13 protein-coding genes and 1 tRNA gene are annotated in these 16,853 nt (G+C 57.9%); 3 read left to right on the forward strand and 11 right to left on the reverse strand.

All coding sequences use genetic code 11. The annotated features are described in order from the left end of the window. Positions 1-14 precede the first annotated feature (14 nt). The 5 genes from AB8B29_RS08880 to AB8B29_RS08900 all read right to left on the reverse strand — a co-directional run bounded on the left by AB8B29_RS08880 (position 15) and on the right by AB8B29_RS08900 (position 8,066). Positions 15-1,346, reverse strand: a complete 1,332-nt coding sequence (locus AB8B29_RS08880) for a diguanylate cyclase (protein WP_037202608.1) — start codon at positions 1,344-1,346, stop codon at positions 15-17. Positions 1,347-1,534: 188 nt separating this feature from the next. Next, positions 1,535-2,365: a response regulator gene (locus AB8B29_RS08885; protein WP_037202609.1), complete on the reverse strand. Its 831-nt coding sequence runs from the start codon at positions 2,363-2,365 to the stop codon at positions 1,535-1,537. 292 nt (positions 2,366-2,657) lie between these two features. Then, entirely contained in the window at positions 2,658-5,252 is a 2,595-nt protein-coding gene (locus AB8B29_RS08890; RefSeq protein ID WP_113119319.1) for a mechanosensitive ion channel family protein, read from the reverse strand. A gap of 417 nt (positions 5,253-5,669) precedes the next feature. Continuing rightward, the gene (locus AB8B29_RS08895) at positions 5,670-7,085 is read right to left on the reverse strand and encodes an FAD/NAD(P)-binding protein (protein ID WP_047639838.1); all 1,416 of its coding nucleotides are present in this window, start codon (positions 7,083-7,085) and stop codon (positions 5,670-5,672) included. Between the two features lie 381 nt (positions 7,086-7,466). Next, complete coding sequence (locus AB8B29_RS08900; RefSeq protein WP_113119320.1) at positions 7,467-8,066, reverse strand: RBBP9/YdeN family alpha/beta hydrolase; 600 nt, start codon at positions 8,064-8,066, stop codon at positions 7,467-7,469. Between the two features lie 194 nt (positions 8,067-8,260). On the opposite strand from AB8B29_RS08900, the gene AB8B29_RS08905 reads away from it, so the two are divergent. After that, entirely contained in the window at positions 8,261-9,457 is a 1,197-nt protein-coding gene (locus AB8B29_RS08905) for an SfnB family sulfur acquisition oxidoreductase (protein ID WP_047639839.1), read from the forward strand. A gap of 45 nt (positions 9,458-9,502) precedes the next feature. On the opposite strand, the gene AB8B29_RS08910 is transcribed toward AB8B29_RS08905, so the two are convergent. Next, on the reverse strand, positions 9,503-9,970 hold the full coding sequence (locus tag AB8B29_RS08910) for an RrF2 family transcriptional regulator (RefSeq protein ID WP_047639840.1): 468 nt from the start codon (positions 9,968-9,970) through the stop codon (positions 9,503-9,505). Between the two features lie 205 nt (positions 9,971-10,175). Then, a complete protein-coding gene (locus AB8B29_RS08915) occupies positions 10,176-11,636 on the reverse strand; it encodes an FAD/NAD(P)-binding protein (protein ID WP_113119321.1) in 1,461 nt (486 codons plus the stop codon). A gap of 1,136 nt (positions 11,637-12,772) precedes the next feature. Between AB8B29_RS08915 and AB8B29_RS08920 the strand changes: the two genes are divergently transcribed. Together AB8B29_RS08920 and AB8B29_RS08925 are read left to right on the forward strand one after the other, a co-directional pair. Then, positions 12,773-13,036, forward strand: coding sequence for a PilZ domain-containing protein (locus tag AB8B29_RS08920; RefSeq protein ID WP_037202620.1), 264 nt, complete (start codon positions 12,773-12,775; stop codon positions 13,034-13,036). Between the two features lie 338 nt (positions 13,037-13,374). Then, entirely contained in the window at positions 13,375-13,704 is a 330-nt protein-coding gene (locus AB8B29_RS08925) for a DUF982 domain-containing protein (RefSeq protein WP_081938899.1), read from the forward strand. Between the two features lie 83 nt (positions 13,705-13,787). Here the strand turns inward: AB8B29_RS08925 and AB8B29_RS08930 are convergent. The 4 genes from AB8B29_RS08930 to AB8B29_RS08945 form a co-directional block, all read right to left on the reverse strand. Continuing rightward, positions 13,788-13,863: transfer RNA gene (locus AB8B29_RS08930), tRNA-Lys, on the reverse strand. A 124-nt stretch (positions 13,864-13,987) separates the two neighbouring features. Further along, the gene (locus AB8B29_RS08935) at positions 13,988-14,905 is read right to left on the reverse strand and encodes a PhzF family phenazine biosynthesis protein (RefSeq protein ID WP_037202868.1); all 918 of its coding nucleotides are present in this window, start codon (positions 14,903-14,905) and stop codon (positions 13,988-13,990) included. A 68-nt stretch (positions 14,906-14,973) separates the two neighbouring features. Continuing rightward, positions 14,974-15,714: an NUDIX hydrolase gene (locus tag AB8B29_RS08940; RefSeq protein ID WP_439006426.1), complete on the reverse strand. Its 741-nt coding sequence runs from the start codon at positions 15,712-15,714 to the stop codon at positions 14,974-14,976. After that, positions 15,711-16,826: an endonuclease/exonuclease/phosphatase family protein gene (locus tag AB8B29_RS08945; protein WP_037202624.1), complete on the reverse strand. Its 1,116-nt coding sequence runs from the start codon at positions 16,824-16,826 to the stop codon at positions 15,711-15,713. Before AB8B29_RS08945 ends, AB8B29_RS08940 begins: the two co-directional genes overlap by 4 nt. Positions 16,827-16,853 lie beyond the last annotated feature (27 nt).

Raw genomic sequence — 16,853 nt, forward strand, 5'->3', positions numbered from 1 at the left:
TCGATGCAAGCGGCCTATTCGGCCGCTTCTTCGGTCATCCTGAAGTCGGAATAGACCTGATTGCGGCCGTTATGCTTGGCCATGTAGAGAAACTGGTCGGCCGCGTTGAGATAGTTGTCGAAGGATTCGTAGCCGGCGATCTCGGCGACGCCGATCGATACGGTAACGGATAATTCCTCATCATCCGCGCTGACCTTCAAACCGGCGAGATCGATACGCACCTCGTCGCAAAGCATGGTTGCCGCGCGCGAATCCATTTCATTGAACAGAATGGCGAATTCTTCGCCGCCAAGGCGGGACAAAAGGCTCGTGGTGCCTTCGAACAGCGCATGGAGCCGACGAGCGACAGCCTTCAGCACGAGATCGCCAATTTCGTGACCGTAAGTGTCGTTTAGCTTCTTGAAATGGTCGATATCGAGAATGGCAACGGAACTGGGGCACTGTCGGCGCAGGCATTCATTCACCAGCCGCGGGGCGTGATCGTAAAAATACCGCCTGTTGTAAAGACCCGTCAGATAGTCGCTCGCCGCCGCCGCCCGCAATTGCTTGAGCTGCGTCAGCGTCTCGACATTCAAAGCAATGCGACATTGCAGCTCTTCCGGAACGAAAGGGCGGTAGATGAAGTCGCTGGCGCCGGCCTTGAGGAAGCTTGCCGACAACAAACGGTCGTTTGAAGAAGAGATGCCGATGATCCGCATCCTATCCGATCCATAGCGATGGCGGATGCGGCGCGTCAGTTCATGGCCGTTCATGTCGGGCATGTTGTAATCGGTGATGACAATTTCGATATCGTCAAACTCTTCAAACGCCGCCAGAGCCTCGACGCCTGTGCTGGCCTCGGTAACCCTGAATTGTTGTGCCTGCAGGAGGTCTATGAGCATCTGCCTGGCCGATGGCAAATCATCGACAACCAGTACGCGTGTCGTCCGATTGGTGATGGCGCGCCGAACGGCCGCGACGAGATTGTCGAGAGCGAACTCGCTGTCCTTCAAGACATAGTCAACGACACTGCGCTCCATGATGCGATTGCGCGTCGCCGTATCGAAAGACGCCGTAAAGACGATGCTTGGTATCTGATGCTTGACGGCGACGTCCAGCGCCTCGCCATAGGCAGCATCGGGCAGGTTTAGATCGATCACCGCCATGGTAAAGCCGCGACCACCGTCCGCCAGCGCTTCGTTCAACATTTTCAACGAGGCACAATGCGTGACGGCAAGACCGAGTTCGGTTTCAAATCGATGCGACAATACGGCGGAAAACATGCGCGAATCCTCGACCAGAAGTATCTTCTGGCTGCCAGTGCGATAGCTGCTGCCATCGCTGAGGGCTCCCACATGCAGTACCATTTCCCTTCAATTCCTCCCGTGCCATCCGGCACACGAAATACTCAGTCAGTCTCGCATCTGCTAAAACCGCCGATACACCTATCCTGAACAGGATTCGTGAAAAATTGGAACCGCAGATTGCAGACATTTGCATAAAAATGAATTTTCCTCACATTAAGTCGACGCCGCTACGCCGGCCCTGTGGCATTTCACGCTATTTCGCTGACACGCCGCGCTGATTGAATCTGAAGTAACGTGTCGAGATTCTGGTTTACGCGGCAGTAAAACTCCTCGTCGATGAACGGCCGCAGAATGAAATCATTGCCGCCAGCCTTGAGGAAGCGTGCCGAAAGAAGCCGATTGGTTGATGATGAGACGCCGATGATGCGCAACTGATGCGAACCGGTCGCTGCGCGAATACGCCGCGTCAGCTCGAAGCCATCCATGTCGGGCATGTTGTAATCCGTGACCATCAGGCCGATGTCGCGATTGGCCTTCAGGATCTCCAACGCCTTGACGCCGCCTTCCGCGATACTGACGCGAAAATTGTAGCGTTTCAGCCGGCTGGACAACAGGGCCCGCGCCGTTGGACTGTCATCGACGATCAGAACATGATGGCGCTGGTTGGTGAGAAAGCGGCAGATCGATTCAGCCAGCAAATCGACGGCAAAAATATTATCCTTGAGGATGTAGTCGACGACATTCTTGGCGATCAGCTCGTCGCGCGTGCCTTCCAGAAAGGTGCCCGTAAAAGCGATCGTCGGAATGGAGAGATCAAGCAGATAAGCCAGCGCTTCGCCCTTCTCGGCTCCCGGCAGGTTCATGTTTGAAATCGCCAGCTGGATCGGCTCCGACGACTTGTCATAAGCAAGCTGCAACTCCTCGAAATTGCGGCAGATTTCGACATCGATGTCCAGAAGCTCTCTCAGCCTGGCCCGGATCATCGAAGTAAAGAGATTGGAATCCTCAACAAGAAGAATACGCGATCCAGCAAGCGACGCGCCGGAATATTGCATCCCCGAAACACCCAGAAATGGCATAATAAAAACCTGCTTTTGAAATTGGCCCCTCTGTTATTGTTTCTAGAACAAAGCTTTTGAATATTTGTTAAGTCGACTGGTTTCCCAGAAATGAAGGAAACGGCCAGATATCGACGAGCATTTCGCCGGTCGGATAGGCGATACCCCAGTTTTCAAAAACTGGAATTGCAGAATAATACGCTTTGAAGCCTTCGACCGGGGCAGGTCCCTACTGCGCTGAACGAGGCGCAAGCGAGCTGGGCCGCTTCGCATGGCCTCCGGCAAGGCGAACCCGCCGGCCCGGCCCGTCCCCCTACTCGGCCGCCGTCCGGCCGCGACGGCGGGCGGCGCTCTTTGCCTCCTGTACCTGCTCCTCGCGCTGAGAAACGACAGGCTCTGCAATATCCTCGCGTTCCTCTTCAGGCCCGTCCGCGGAATCCGTCAATTTACTGCCGGCGGCATCCATCTGCCGGCTTCGCTTGCCATCGCGAACGATGTGTAATTCCTGATGCGGATAGGGAATGGAGATTCCCTCCTCGCGAAAACGCTTCAGGATCTGGATGCGTAGACCGTTGCGGATATCCATGCCGTCGGAAAGATCCGAAAGATAGAACCGCATCTCGAAATCAAGCGAGGACGGGCCGAAGCGCAGGAACTCCACATGCGGCTCCGGATTTCTCAACACCTTCGGGACGCCGCGCACCAAATCCAGCAGGATTTCCATCACCTTCTGCGGATCGGACTCGAAGCTGACGGATACTGGAATTTCCGAGCGCGCCAACCGGTTGCGGTGCGTCCAGTTGCCGACCGAGGCATTGATGAGCTCCGAATTCGGCACGATGATCGACTGTTTGCGGAAGGTTTCGATCTCGGTCGCACGCACCGAGATGCGCTTGACGATGCCTTCGGATGTGCCCGACACGATCCAGTCGCCGACCTTGAAGGGCCGCTCGACCAGGAGGATCAGGCCGGAGACGAAATTCGACACGATGTTCTGCAGGCCGAAACCGATGCCGACCGAGAGCGCGCTGGCAACGAGCGCCAGGCTGGACAGGTCGATGCCCGCGGCAGAAATGGCGATGATCGCAGCCACGGCGACGCCAAGATAGCCAATACCGGTCCTCACGGAGTTGCGGACACCCAGATCCACCTGACCGCGCGCCATGACATTGCTGTCGAGCCACCGCTGGAACCAGCGCGTAATCAGATAGCCGCCGGCAAACAAGAGGATGCCGGCGCAAATGCCAAGCAGCGATATCGATATGTTGCCGATGCGTATCTCGGTGAACAGCCGGTAGGCAATCAGTTCAAGATCCTGGATATGGAAACCCCAGGAGAGCAGGATCAAAGGGATACCGGTCAAGAGTGCCACGGCATAGGTCGCAAGCCCGGCGATGAGGCCGCCTTGATCGAGCGCGACATCGCCAAGCTTGAGACGGTTTTCCAGAAGGCGCCCGATGATCGTCTCGGCAAAGACACCCTGCTTTGATACCGCCTTGCCGAGCTGGAAGCCGAGATACATGGTCGCGATGACGGCGCTTGTCACGATCATCTGCGTTGCCATGAAGCGAGCGAGACCGACATAGCCGATGAACGATATGAAGATCACCAATGCGCCGAGAACGCGAAGGATGATTGCCATGCCGTGCGGCCAGCGTCGGCCCGGCGCATCGGGATCGCCGTTCTTGGCCAGCATCGGCGAGCCGAAGGACGCTGCAATCAGGATGAGGCCGATCAACAGCGCGGCAAAGAAACTTTTCACCACAGTTACGACGACGGGCGATCCCATGGACTCGCTGATGCGGTCGAAGACATAATCCAGACCGTTGACCACGGCCATGGCCTGCAGGCACCAGCTCAAGGAGCGCGCGCCCTTGTTCGACAATTTGACGAGACGCCAATGCGGCCTGAACGGCGCAAAAACGGCATTGGTCAGCCGCCCGACGAAATAGACGAGGCCGATAAAGCCGAAGAATGCACCCAGTATCGGAGCGATATCCGGCCGCAGCACATTGAAGTTCGAGAGAAAGAAGAAGGACGTGACCAGAAACGCAACCAATGACAGCGTTCGGATCAAAGTCGACCAGAAGGCAACCGACAGGCGGCTGATATAGGGCGGGTTCTCGATAGCCTCGTCCTGCACATAATAGCGGCGGAACAGCCGGTAGCCGCCGAAGAGGAAGATCAAGGCCGCGCCGATCGACAGGCAGACGGCGGCCAGGAATGAGGCAAACTTGGCCTTCAGGACGAAGCCGATCCAGCTCGTCACCGCGTCACGGAATTCGACGCCCTCGTCGACGAGCGCCGACGCGGCATCCTGGAATGTCCCTGCGGAAACCTCCGTGCGCTTTAGCAATGTCTCGGTAAACAGCCTGCGCCGCGTCTCCATGAGCTGCATCGAAAGTCGATTGGTCTCCGCGGTCAGATTGTCGGCGTCGAGACTTACGGCGCTGATCTGCTTGCGCTCGGCATTGAGGCGGTCTCGCTCCTGCGTGACGATGACAGCCTCCGGCGGCTGCCCCTCCTTAGGCGCGGCGCCGAGCTGGGTCAGGCGCGCATCGATCTCGGCGGAACGGGGTTTCAACCTTGTCGAAATTGCCGCAACAGAGCGGTTGAGAACGTCTACCTGGCCGGAAAGCGCCACCAGTGCTTCGTCGTCCGCTCCGGCCTGCTTGGCACTGTCTTGGATGGAGCCGTATTCCTTCTTCGCCTTGTTAAGATCGGCAACGGCGGCATCCAATAAGCCGTTGGCAAGCTGGGGCGGCTGCTCGGCTTGCTGGGGCGGTTGCGACGGCTGCTGATCCTGCGCAAAGGCATCCCTGCCCACTAGTGGCACGGCGGCCGTGGCAAGGCCCAATCCCAGCAGCAAAAGCGGCAGAAGACGCAGACGGAATTTCAGCGGGCGCAAGCAAAGCTCCTCGTCGCAAATAAAGTCATGGGAAACTGAACCAGAATCGCCATGGACATGAAGGACAGATTCGTCCTCTACTGTGATTGCAGATTTCATAGTCTCTACGCGTACGCCTTGTAAGACAAAGAAAGGCGACACAAAGGCGTTCCACACCTTATCGGGCCGGACATACCCAAGGCCGAAGATCGCCGTTCTGACTTTCCGAAGGCTACACCCAAAGACAGGCCCGGAGATAGGCTGAAGAATGCAGCCGGCAATGGGGACGGCCCTGCTCGTACCATTTCGCAGGAATAAGGATGAAGGCTGCGTCCCGACTACAGCGGCAACCGTGCCGATCGGCGTGTCCTGCGACAGCGACGTCTATTCCGGAAGGACGAAGCGGCCGATCTGTTCGTGAAAAATCTGAAAAGTCGGCTAGACCGCCTTGCACTGCGGATGGAAGCGCTCCGCCATAGTCTCCGCGGCCGCATAAGCCTGTGTGACGATTTCAGGCACGAGGTCGATGTCAGGAAGACTGCCGAGCCCTAGCGGACCTATCGCAAAAATTCCGTCGGTCGTTCGTCCATCGACAGCAAGCGCTCCCGTTGCTTCGACGGCAAGGCCGAGGCCGAGTTCGTCCGGCACGGCAAGGCCGGCATCGATCAGTTTGCGCAGCAGCGGCGCATCGAGATCGGGCGCCTGGCACCGACAGTCGATCACCTCATCCGCATAGAGCTGTTCGATTTCCTGCTGTCCGGCGGGCCTAAGTGTCAATCCGGTCGGCGTCCGCCGGATAAAGTGACCTCGCCGCAGCAACGTATTGCCCTCAGCCAGTTCCTGTTTCAGGCGAACATGCAACGCCTCGGGCAGTCGGTTGCGGTGGCTGTCATAGAGTGCCCGCAGATGGCGGTTGAACCGCTGCTTCTGACCGGCAGGCAACGCTCGCCAGAGCGAGCGCGCGTGCTTGCGCAGGCCGTTCATGACGGATTGCCAGCTCTGGCCGTTCGCTTCTGCATCTTCGCAGGCCCTGCGGATGAAGCGGATGATTTCGCTCAGCTGATTGGGCATCCTGTCGGCGGGAAAGACGGGCTCGGCATTGTTGCGCGTATGGCTCTGCGGCAGGAATCCACGTCTGGAAACAATGGTGATCTGACCCGCATAGCCGCCGTCGCGCATCTGCAGCAACCTGTCGACGACGCGCAAGCCGCTGCCGAGCAGCACCGTATGCGGCCGCGATACCAGGCGGCGAGCACGGACTGCCGTTAGGATATTCACCGATTCACCGCTTTGCGATTCCTGGTCGGCAATGCCATAGCCGGTCGCCAGCACGACCATATCGAACGGTGCGTTGGCGGCACCCTCGCTTTCCACCAGAAAGCAGCTGCCGCGCAGGCGACGAAGGCCTGTGACCATCTCGCCGCTGACCTGAACCGTCACGTCTCGCCGCGATGCAAAGGCTTCGGAAAAGCGCTGATAGACATAATCGCTGAAAATGCTCTTCGGAACGAAGATCTGCTGAAAGCCCGGTATGGCCGCCGGGACGGCGCTGCGGAAGGGAGCATTGCCGCACAGCCATTCATTGAAGTCGTCAGGATCTCCGGCGGAAACGGAAAGGTCGCGAACGCGGCTGTTGAGGATTTCGCTGCTGTGGCCGGACGCCAGGGCCTGCCCCCCGCTGACGCTGGAATTCGGATCGAAAAGCTGCAGGTGGAACGGGTTGCGCACCGTCTTCATCAGGGCGATCGCGATCATCATGCCCGAGAAGCCGCGGCCGATAACGGCGATACGGGGCATCGCGTAAGCCTGGGCCGCCGCATTTGCCTTGGCGGAAAAAAATCCCTGAACCGTCATATCAACTCCTGGGGCGAGAGGTGGTCGATCATGCCTTTCTCGGGCTTGCTCACTTTACGGCCTGCGAAACACAAACTCTGATTATGATGTTTGGCGGCCAGAGCGCTGCGGCTCATAAAACGCATGAAAGCCGCGTCGGTTCTCAAAATTCAGCGCATCGCCTTCGGCCGGGAATACCGTCCCCTCACGAAGCAAGATGCGACACGCAGGCTCAAACCCGGGTTCAAGAACCGGACACCTGCAACTGGCTACGCACACGGCTGCCCGTCAAAATAGTCAGGCAACGGAATTGTTCCCATTGTCTACTCATTTAGTCGTATATGAAAGCGTGAAAATGCGCCGTTAGCAAGCGCTTTCTTGCCTACCGAGCCCGGGAACGGATCAGAGCGATGATACCATGACGCGGGTGGCGGCCTGCGATCGCAGGCCTTTTTGCGATCTACCTTCTACGGTTTCGGCAAAGGAAGAGAATAGCTTGTAGCCTTCCCGCCAACGGCCGAAGCCGCTTTCGAAATTGATATGACCGGCGTCTCCGAGATCGTGAAGCTCGCTTCCCCAGCAGGCAGCATACCGCCGGAGCGTTGCGAAATCCATGTAACGATCGTCACGGCTGCCGACAACGAGACTTCTGAACGGCAAGGGCCTGGTCGGCATCGCACCGAATTCGATAGCGCCGGGATGAAGCCTCTCGGTCCTCTCAAGATCACAGGGCGCCACCAGAAAGGCGCCCTTCACTCGCCTGGCAGCCGGCCGATCGGCCAGATGGGCGGCAAGCAGGCAGCCGAGACTGTGTGTGACGAGCCATGCCTGCCCGGCTCGCTCCAGCTCGTTTTCGAGTGCCTGCAGCCACTGAGACAATACCGGCCTCGACCACGAAGCCTGTCGCACGATGGTCGCGGAGGCATGATCACGCGTCCAATGACGTTGCCAATGGCCCTCGGCGGAACCGTTCAGGCCGGGAAGGATCAAGATGGCGCTCATGGGGATCTCCTGGATGCAGGCGGCCACGTCTTCCGGCCGCGTGCTTACAATTTCTCCATTTGCCGCCTATTATGCCGAAAGGCAGGATCCGAATAAGCAAAGAAAATCCATTGTATACTAGATCCATAGAAATTAAGATCTTACGGATTTGCCATGCCTGAAGAACCGATCTGCGCTGGCTGATGGAGTGATGGATGGGGACTGTTTCGCAGTTGCACGAACGCGTCAGGCCACCCGCGCATCGTATTCAAAGTGAAGAGGAAGCGCTCGAAATCGCGCGGTCGCTGGCCGTCGGCTTCGCGCTGCAGGCCAGCGATCGCGATATCAACCGTGTCCTGCCCTATGACGAAATCGAGACCCTCTCCCAGTCAGGTCTGTTCGGGATCTCCGTGCCGTCGGAACATGGTGGCATCGATATTTCCAACTCCGTCCTTGCCGAAATCATCGCCATCCTGGCAGGAGCCGATCCCTCCATCGCGCAGATTTTGCAAACCCATTTCCACGTGCTGGAAGCGGTGCGTACCGGCGGCAGTGAGGAGCAGAAGTCGTCCCTTTTTGCCAGGGTCATGGCCGGTGACCGTTTCGGCAGTGTTTCTTCCGATGCCGGCACAGGCGGAGCCGGTCAAAGTGATCTGCAACTGACACATGACGGGCTAGGCTACCGCCTGAACGGCCGGAGCTTCCATTCCGCCAGCGTTCTCTTCTCCGACTGGATCGTCATGTTCATCGCCGATGCCGTGGCCGTCGTGCCGAGGAATACCGAAGGCGTCCAGATCATCGACGACTGGGATGGTTTCGGCCAGCGCACCTCCGGAAACGGAACAACCATCCTGCACAACATCTATCTCAACGTTGACGCGGTACTTTCGCATCATGAAAAGCTTGAGCAGCCTTCCGTCATCGATTCCGTCGGCCAACTCACCCATGCCGGCATCAATCTCGGCATAGCCCGATCGGCGCTTGCGACGACCATCGAGCTCATGCGCGCCCATCCCTCGACGGACAATAGCCTGAAGCATGCTGCGGATGATCCGCTTATTATCACCAGAGTGGGAGAGATTGCCGTTCGCATTGAAGCAGCAACGGCGATGGTGGAGCGCGCCGGCAGCAAGATCGATGCCGCCCAGATCAATCTCACCGAGGATCATGTGATCGATGCCGCGCTTTCCGTGGCGGCGGCACAGACCGTGACTGCGGAGATCGCCATGGAGGCGTCCAACACGCTGTTTGATCTCGCGGGCGCGTCCTCGGCACGCATCGGCCTCAATCTTGACCGCCACTGGCGCAATGCCCGCATTCATACGCTCCATGATCCGGCACGACGGACATACAATGCCGTCGGCAACTATCATCTGAACGGCATAAAGCCGCCAAAGAGCTCATCGCCCTGAACGTCGGCTGCGCTGGGTCCAATAAAAAGGAAACGGCCGAAGGGTTCAGCCGATATTCGAAGCGCGGTAGTCTTCCCGTTCCGGGATCTCGATTTGCGAGCCGCCAGCGACGAACTGTTCCAACGTCATGCTATCGAGAATCTCAGCAATCGCGTCGCGGACCTCCGTCATCGAGCGACGCACCTGACAGCGCTCCGGATCCGAACAGTCGTCACAAGCCTCATAGGCCGTGCGGCTGGCGCAGCGGATCGGGGCAAGCGGACCGTCCAATGTGCGAATGACATGACCGATGCGGATTTCCGAAGCCGAGCGCGACAGCGAATAACCGCCGCCGGGGCCCTTCTTCGAGCGAAGCACACCGGCATTGCGCAATTCGAGCAGGATGGTATCGAGAAACTTCTTCGGAATGTTGTTGCGTAACGCGATATCGTTGATGAACGCTGTTTCGCCCGGCCCAAGACGAGCCAGATCCACCAGCGCCTTCAATCCATATTTTCCTTTTTTCGTAAGCATCGCTATTCGCTTTACTGCAAGTCGATTGTTGGGAACCCGGCTCGGTTCGATGGGGACTCAGCCGGCTGATCTTGTCATCAGAGATTGCGGAAGTAACCCCGACACCCCGGACAAACAAGACAATAACTCACAAATTGTATAGTTTATATGAGTAAATTTAGGCAAATGTATCGCCGAAGCAACGATTTTGCGGCTTTTCTTGGATTTAGGCGGCGCTACTATCCAAATGTGCTCCGCCATGCCCATGTTCGTGCTCGGCAATTGCCGAAGCCACCTGCTCGGCAACGAGGACAGCATGCTCCACCACTTCAGGCAAACCCATGAGCTCACCGAAGGTTCCGCGCGCCAATGGACCCGAGATGAACAACGCCGGCACGATCGCACCGTTAGCGTCGAGCGCCCGCGATTGGATGTCGCAAGCAAGTCCGAGCCCCGTGGGATCCATCGCTAGATATCCGGCCGTCGCAAGACCCTCGATCCAGCCTTGCGACTGCAGGATCCCGCGATGGCCGGGACCGGTGGTAACGACGACGGCATCGAATTGCCTTTCGACACTTCGGTCTGAGCGGCTGAGGCGGAGCCTGCAATCGATGCCGCCGTCTGCGACCTCGATGGAAGCAACCGAAGCCGCGAGCACTTCAAGCCGGCCGGCATCGATCGCCTGTTCGCTGACAGCCTCCACCTGCGGCGCGACGCGAAAACGATGCACGTCCCAGAAGGGCCGCAAATGCCTGACGACACGCCTTCGCTCCTCGACGGATAGCGCCCGCCACAAATGCCGCCCCTGCGCCCGCACCTGATCGATGACCGCATGCCAGCTGCGCCCCTCGCCTTCCGCTTCCCGGATGGCCGCGCGCACATGCCGTAGGAGATCCAGCGCCGTCCGCGACGGGTGACTGACGAAATCGCCGAACAGGTCCTGTTTCACCCGCGCATGGCCGCGTGAGCGCAATCCGCGACGGGATATGGCGGTAATGGGGCCCTTGTGACCGCGCAGCTGGAGAGAGGCGATGACATCGGCCGAGGTCAGGCCATTGCCAACCACCAGCACCCGATCATCAGCCCGGACGGCCGCGAGCGCATCCGGCCGCGTCGGATCGGGAACAAAGCGCGGATGATCGGCAAGCACATCCTGCAGCAATTGCGGCGGCAGGGGCGAGGGATGACTGGTGGCGATGACGAGAATATCCGCATCCACGCGCCGTCCTGCCTCGCCTGTAATCACCCAGCGGCGACCCGACCGTGAGATCCGTTCGACCCCTTGAGCGATATGGGTGAGACGCCCCTCCTCTACGAAGGGACGTATCATACTGGAAATATAGTTTCCGAAAACGGCACGACGAGGAAACAGGCAGCCATTCGCCGCGACGGCCGCCTCATCACCTGCCAGCGCGTCCTGCTCCTGCAGCCAGCGCTGAAAATGCTCGAGGTCGTCAGGCAGGAGGCTCATCTTGGCCGCCGGCACATTGATGCGGTGAGCGGGATCGCGCGTATCATAAGCAAGCCCTGCCCCCAGACGGTCACGTGGCTCGAAAATGAAAAGCTGGCCGGGCCGCAACAACCGGCGTTGCAGCAGATGGAAGGCAACTGCCGTTCCGGAAACCCCGCCGCCGATGATGGCGACGACTGGCAGATCACGCGCCTGATGATCAGAGCTAATGGTCATAGCCATCTCCTTCCGGATCGATCGCTGCGCGAACTCGCCGCCTGCCGATCAATCGCAATTACCGTTACGAGTGAAAATATACTCTATAAATTTTATTGACAATAGGATCCCGAGACGAGCGCACGCTCCCCCTTGCAACCCGGACAGTGGAATTGGTGCAGATAAGCCTTTGCAAACAAGCGCTTATTTGTGCCTCGCACAACATTGTTTTTGCACCGCAAGATGTAAAAAACTTGGCATGCACCAAATAAAAGAACATACTAATAGTTGTTCTGGTTCGTATTCTCTGTGGGAGGAGAAATATCATGGAACTACTTCGTCTGCTCACCCCCTTCGACTATACGTTGATGCTGCTCCTAGCCGTCATCTTTGTATTCAGCTTGATGGAAGGCGGACATAAAAAGCATTGAGCGCATGCCATTAAGGCGGCGAGATTTGCCCCGCGGCAAGCGCATCCGGGTGATCGTGTTCGATATGACCGAATGATGAAATTCATCGAGTGGAAGAACTCCAGTTCCGCTGTCAAATTCGGGTGCTGCCCGACACCGGTTTCCTGTTAGACGCAATTACTCCCCGATTTCCCGCCATTGAAACCGGCCAAGCGCCCGGTTTCATTTCAACACATCTCTCCAATGCAGCCTTGAATAGCAGCGCGTCGCTCTACTTACGCTTGAAATTATTACGCTGTAAAAAATAGAATTTCCCCCATCAAAGATCGGTTTCAGCGCCAGCCGACATGATGTTTTCGGCAAGCCTCACGCAAACGACTCCTGCGATACTCCACCTGCATCGGATTTTTTTAGATCAGCGGGGGATATACTTATGGGATACGATTGGGACGGCATAAAAACACGCAGGATGCGGAAGCTGAAATACGCGATTTCCTTTTTCCTCCTTACGATGTCTCTGAGCGCGCCAACCATATTCCTGCTACATTTCCGCTGACGCCTCCGCCTGCAGAAAGGCGGCCGCAACACCACAGAAATGCAGGCGGAGCTCAATCCCGCAGTATTGCTCTTGAGCTTTCCATGGAGAATTGAGATTCGCGTAAGCTGTTTGTTTCCAAGAATTTCGTTAACGCTTCCGACACTAGAATATGCCAAATTAGTGAAGCATGGTGCACGGGAGCCAATGCTATGACGACAGTCTCGCCTGATTCACCTGAAGGCAGAGCATCGACGCGAAAGCGGACGTTTTTTGGTGCCAAGATCATATTCAATGACGGACATTCGGTCTTCGATTGTACTGTCAGAAACCTGTCCGATACCGGTGCGATGATCCAAATCGAGAACCCGCTTTCCGCACCGAACTCCTTCCATTTGCAGCTCTCGGACAACAGGCTGTGGGCGTGCCAGGTGCGGTGGCGAAAAATCAACAGCATGGGCATTCAGTTCGTTTGAGGATAGGCACTGTTTTGCGCCATAACCGCCGCGCGGTGCCGCAGTCGAAGTCTCAACTCCGATCATATCCTGTGAGAGCATAGCCGGGTTCGACTTCAACTCGACCATCGGCATGAGGATCGATATCGGCGGACCCTCGCCGTTCTCACGCGTCATCGACTTGCAGCTCATCGGGCCACGAAGAGGCGCATCGAACCGTTCCACCCACCCGATCCCCGCGGCAAGGACGAAAATCGTTAATTACACGCCACAAATCGCCGCGACACTTGTCATTCTTTATTGCGGGCCTGTGGTCCCGGGATTCTAAAATGCCCATCGCATAACTCCGGACGATGACGATGAGTGATAGACCGTGGCTTTTCCCTGTGTGTGTAATTTGCACACGTACCAATCAAACTCTGAAGGTCGGCACGACCCGGGAGGCTTGGAAGATGCTTCTCGATATGTGGCCTGTTGCAGACGGCCACAAGTTTCTTTCTGCTCTCAAGATCTGCATGGATGTCGAACACGGCATAGGACAGCCGGCTGACGCACGCGATGCCTTCATCGCAGCAGCAGACGAGGCCGGCGTAGCCATCGACACGTGCAGCGCCTCATCGTCGATAGCAAGCACGCGACGAAGCCGCTGGAGGAACGCCAGGTTGAGATCGCGGCCGCCGCTTCTATGAAAAAGAAGGGAACCTGAATTCAAAGCATAGGAAACCGATGCCGGCTTCCGTCCGCGAATAAATCAGCGCTTTCAAGGAGATAATGGTGGGTGATGTAGGGCTCGAACCTACGACCCGCTGATTAAGAGTCAGCTGCTCTACCAACTGAGCTAATCACCCGTACCGCTTGCTGGCGGCGTGACCGGGCATATAAATAGGATCGGTTTGATTGTCCAGCGGCCAGACGAATTTTCTTTGATTATTTGTCAAAAAAATTTCAGAGACCGCCGAAAAGCCAGCAAAATCAAAGCTCAAGAATTCCGGACCCGACGCGCACGGCCTGGCCGCCGATGCGGGCGTTGGCGATCAGGCCGTCGTCGACATCGAGGTGGAGATGAATCAGCGAGGGCCGTCCCATCTCGATACCCTGCTCTATGATGATGGGATGATGCCCGTCTGGGAGCGCGTCGAATTGATTGATCGCGCCCGACAGCGCCGCCACTGCCGAACCCGTCGCCGGATCCTCGACGATACCCATTCCCACGGGAAACATGCGCGCATGGAACTTGGCGGCATGATTCACGCCACCGCGACAATAGATGAAGGCTGAGGCCAGCGCGCCATCGACGAAGGGAACCGTCTTCTCCCAAAGCTGCAGATCGAATTCCAACCGCTCCGCCGCGCCGACATCATGCACCGGCACCAGCAGGAAAGGTACGCCGGCGCTCCAGATGGACGGCACGTGATTCTCGAAGCCGATCTCGGTGATCTTCAGGCTGAGCGCATTGGCGATATCGGCCCTGTCGAGCGGCAGCAGGATCTGCTGCGATTTCCTCGGCAGGTCGAACTCGGCAAAGCTCGCCTTGTCCTGACGCAGCCTGATCGCGCAGCGTACCGGCCCGACCCGTTCGTCCAACACGGAAACGAGATCGATGTCGCCGCCATGCGTGGCATGGGCCTTCTCAGCAAGTGCGATCGCCGTGCCCACGGTGGGATGCCCGGCAAAGGGAAGTTCGCGACCAGGCGTGAATATTCGCAGACTGGCCGTATGCGCCGGATTCTGCGGCGGCAGCACGAACACCGTCTCGGAAAGGTTCATCTCCCTGGCGATGGCCTGCATCGCCTCGTCGCTCAAGCCCTCGGCATCGAAGATGATCGCAAGGGGATTGCCCGCCAGCTTCCTGTCGGTGAACACATCATAGACACTGTAGCTGCGCGCCAATCCGGCCTCCATCCAAGTTTCCAGACTTAACCATTCATACCGGCAAGCGACTCCAGCGCAAGCCCAAGCTATTCCGCTTCGCCGAAGAACCAGGCGAGAATAGGCAGCATCGCAACATTGTAACGATGCGCCGTGGGATCGGCCGAGCGGATTGCGATCGCGCCGCCGATCTCATCCTCCTCGGCGACCAACATATGCGCTTCGATCCGCCGCAGCATCTCCTCCGCGGTCCATTGGAAGCGGAAAACGCGAAAAAGCGTTACGGAACGGTTCGCATGTGTAGCATAATAGCCAGGCTCGGCGGCTGCCTCATTCAGATCCAGGCCAGTTTCTTCCAGAACCTCGCGGCGCATGTTACCCTCGACATCGCAATGCCCATCCACGATATCGTTTTCATCCATCGATCCGGCGGCGCAATAGACCTGGCCCGGATTGGCCGTATGCGGCGCCATGCGAATCGCGATGATCGCGCCGTCGGACGACACCGCCACCGCAAATGCAAAGACGTGAAAGCCGCCCCGCTCCCTCTGCTTGCGCCACCAGAGGAATGTGGAAAACGGCGTCACATAGGCTTCCCCCTTCACCACACCATCGGCAAGCGAAAGCCGATGCTGGAAGATCATGCGGCCATCAAAGAGCGCAGGGTTGGCGGCGATCTCCTTCATCCAGTTCTCTCTTGCCGCTTCCAATTCGCTCAGATGGAAAGGATGCTCGCCAGGCAGCACGGCGAGATCGATCCGGGAAACTGGAAACACTGTACTTTCCGGCGGCCAGCCAGCCATGTTGCTCTGCAATTTCGGGGCGGTCATACGAGATCCAATGTGATGACAACGGGGCAATGGTCGGATGCCTTCGGCCGGTCCCAGCCGACGCGCGGATAGCGCTCCACCTCCTGTCCCGGCGGAAATATGGTCCGGAAAGGCTGGCCCGAGCGGACAATGTCGGGGACGCGCGTAGCATTGGCGCGCGCCAGAGCGGGAGACAGCCAGATGTAATCGAGCTGACAGAGCCGTTGCTCCTGCGGCCCCCGCGCATGATAAAGCGTCCAGCGGTCGAGCTCCTCCCGACGATGCATGACATTTTCGATAAAGCCGTCGCGACTGAAAACGTCGAGCGCACTTTCTCCTTTTTCTGTTCGGTACTCGAAACTATAACCGGTGCGGCGCGTGCCGATGACGTCGATCCACTCCTGATAGTCGTTCATGTCGCCGCAGATAGCGAAGTTCTTGGTCGCCGTATGGCCGGCGCCGAACCGGTCTTCGATGATGCGGCGAACGGCCATCGTCTCGGCACGGCGTATCGGTATGGTCGCCCGGCGGCCATCGACGCCCTCCCGCGCCGGCCCCATCGATTTCAGATGCACTACATAAAGCGAAAAAGGTACGCCGCCGATATGGAGATGGAGTTCCAGGCAATCGCGCTTGAAGATCTTGTCTTCCGAATGAAGGCCAAGTTCCGCCAACTCGTCATTGAAAAGGCCGAAATCGCCATAAGTCACCATGGCGTGACTCTTGATGTCATTAAGCACGATCGGCTGGCCGTCACGCGTTTCCTCGCGCATCATCACGGCGACATCGATGCCACGGCTGTCATTGCCTTCGATCAGGAATTTTTGCCGATAGCCATTGCCGACCATGCGGTAGAGATAGCCATATTCGAATGCCTGCAGCGCCGCCATGTTGTCGACCTCCTGCAGGCAGATGATGTCGGCATCCGCGTCGGCAATCGCGAGCGCCGTCATCTGCCGGGTGTCGTCAGCCGCGGCGACCACGCGGGCAGCTTCCAGCTGCTGATAGACATTCTCGTTGCGGACATCGAAGAGCTGCAACACGCGATCCTGGCGCAACTGATTGCGAAAGCCGGTGTAATCAAAACGGGTCAGCAGGTTTTCGACATTGAAGGTCGCAAGGCGCAGGGACATGAAGCATTCCAATTTCTGAAGAAGACT

The sequence above is a fragment of the Rhizobium sp. 11_C7_N12_5 genome, from assembly GCF_051811145.1.
In the GTDB taxonomy this organism is placed as follows: Bacteria; Pseudomonadota; Alphaproteobacteria; order Rhizobiales; family Rhizobiaceae; genus Rhizobium; species Rhizobium lusitanum.

Bases quoted from the DNA above. Each gene is read 5' to 3' on its own strand.
- AB8B29_RS08880 (WP_037202608.1), bottom strand. From the start codon at position 1,346: ATGGTACTGCATGTGGGAGCCCTCAGCGATGGCAGCAGCTATCGCACT.
- AB8B29_RS08885 (WP_037202609.1), bottom strand. From the start codon at position 2,365: ATGCCATTTCTGGGTGTTTCGGGGATGCAATATTCCGGCGCGTCGCTT.
- AB8B29_RS08895 (WP_047639838.1), bottom strand. From the start codon at position 7,085: ATGACGGTTCAGGGATTTTTTTCCGCCAAGGCAAATGCGGCGGCCCAG.
- AB8B29_RS08900 (WP_113119320.1), bottom strand. From the start codon at position 8,066: ATGAGCGCCATCTTGATCCTTCCCGGCCTGAACGGTTCCGCCGAGGGC.
- AB8B29_RS08905 (WP_047639839.1), top strand. From the start codon at position 8,261: ATGGGGACTGTTTCGCAGTTGCACGAACGCGTCAGGCCACCCGCGCAT.
- AB8B29_RS08910 (WP_047639840.1), bottom strand. From the start codon at position 9,970: ATGCTTACGAAAAAAGGAAAATATGGATTGAAGGCGCTGGTGGATCTG.
- AB8B29_RS08915 (WP_113119321.1), bottom strand. From the start codon at position 11,636: ATGACCATTAGCTCTGATCATCAGGCGCGTGATCTGCCAGTCGTCGCC.
- AB8B29_RS08920 (WP_037202620.1), top strand. From the start codon at position 12,773: ATGACGACAGTCTCGCCTGATTCACCTGAAGGCAGAGCATCGACGCGA.
- AB8B29_RS08925 (WP_081938899.1), top strand. From the start codon at position 13,375: ATGAGTGATAGACCGTGGCTTTTCCCTGTGTGTGTAATTTGCACACGT.
- AB8B29_RS08940 (WP_439006426.1), bottom strand. From the start codon at position 15,714: ATGACCGCCCCGAAATTGCAGAGCAACATGGCTGGCTGGCCGCCGGAA.
- AB8B29_RS08945 (WP_037202624.1), bottom strand. From the start codon at position 16,826: ATGTCCCTGCGCCTTGCGACCTTCAATGTCGAAAACCTGCTGACCCGT.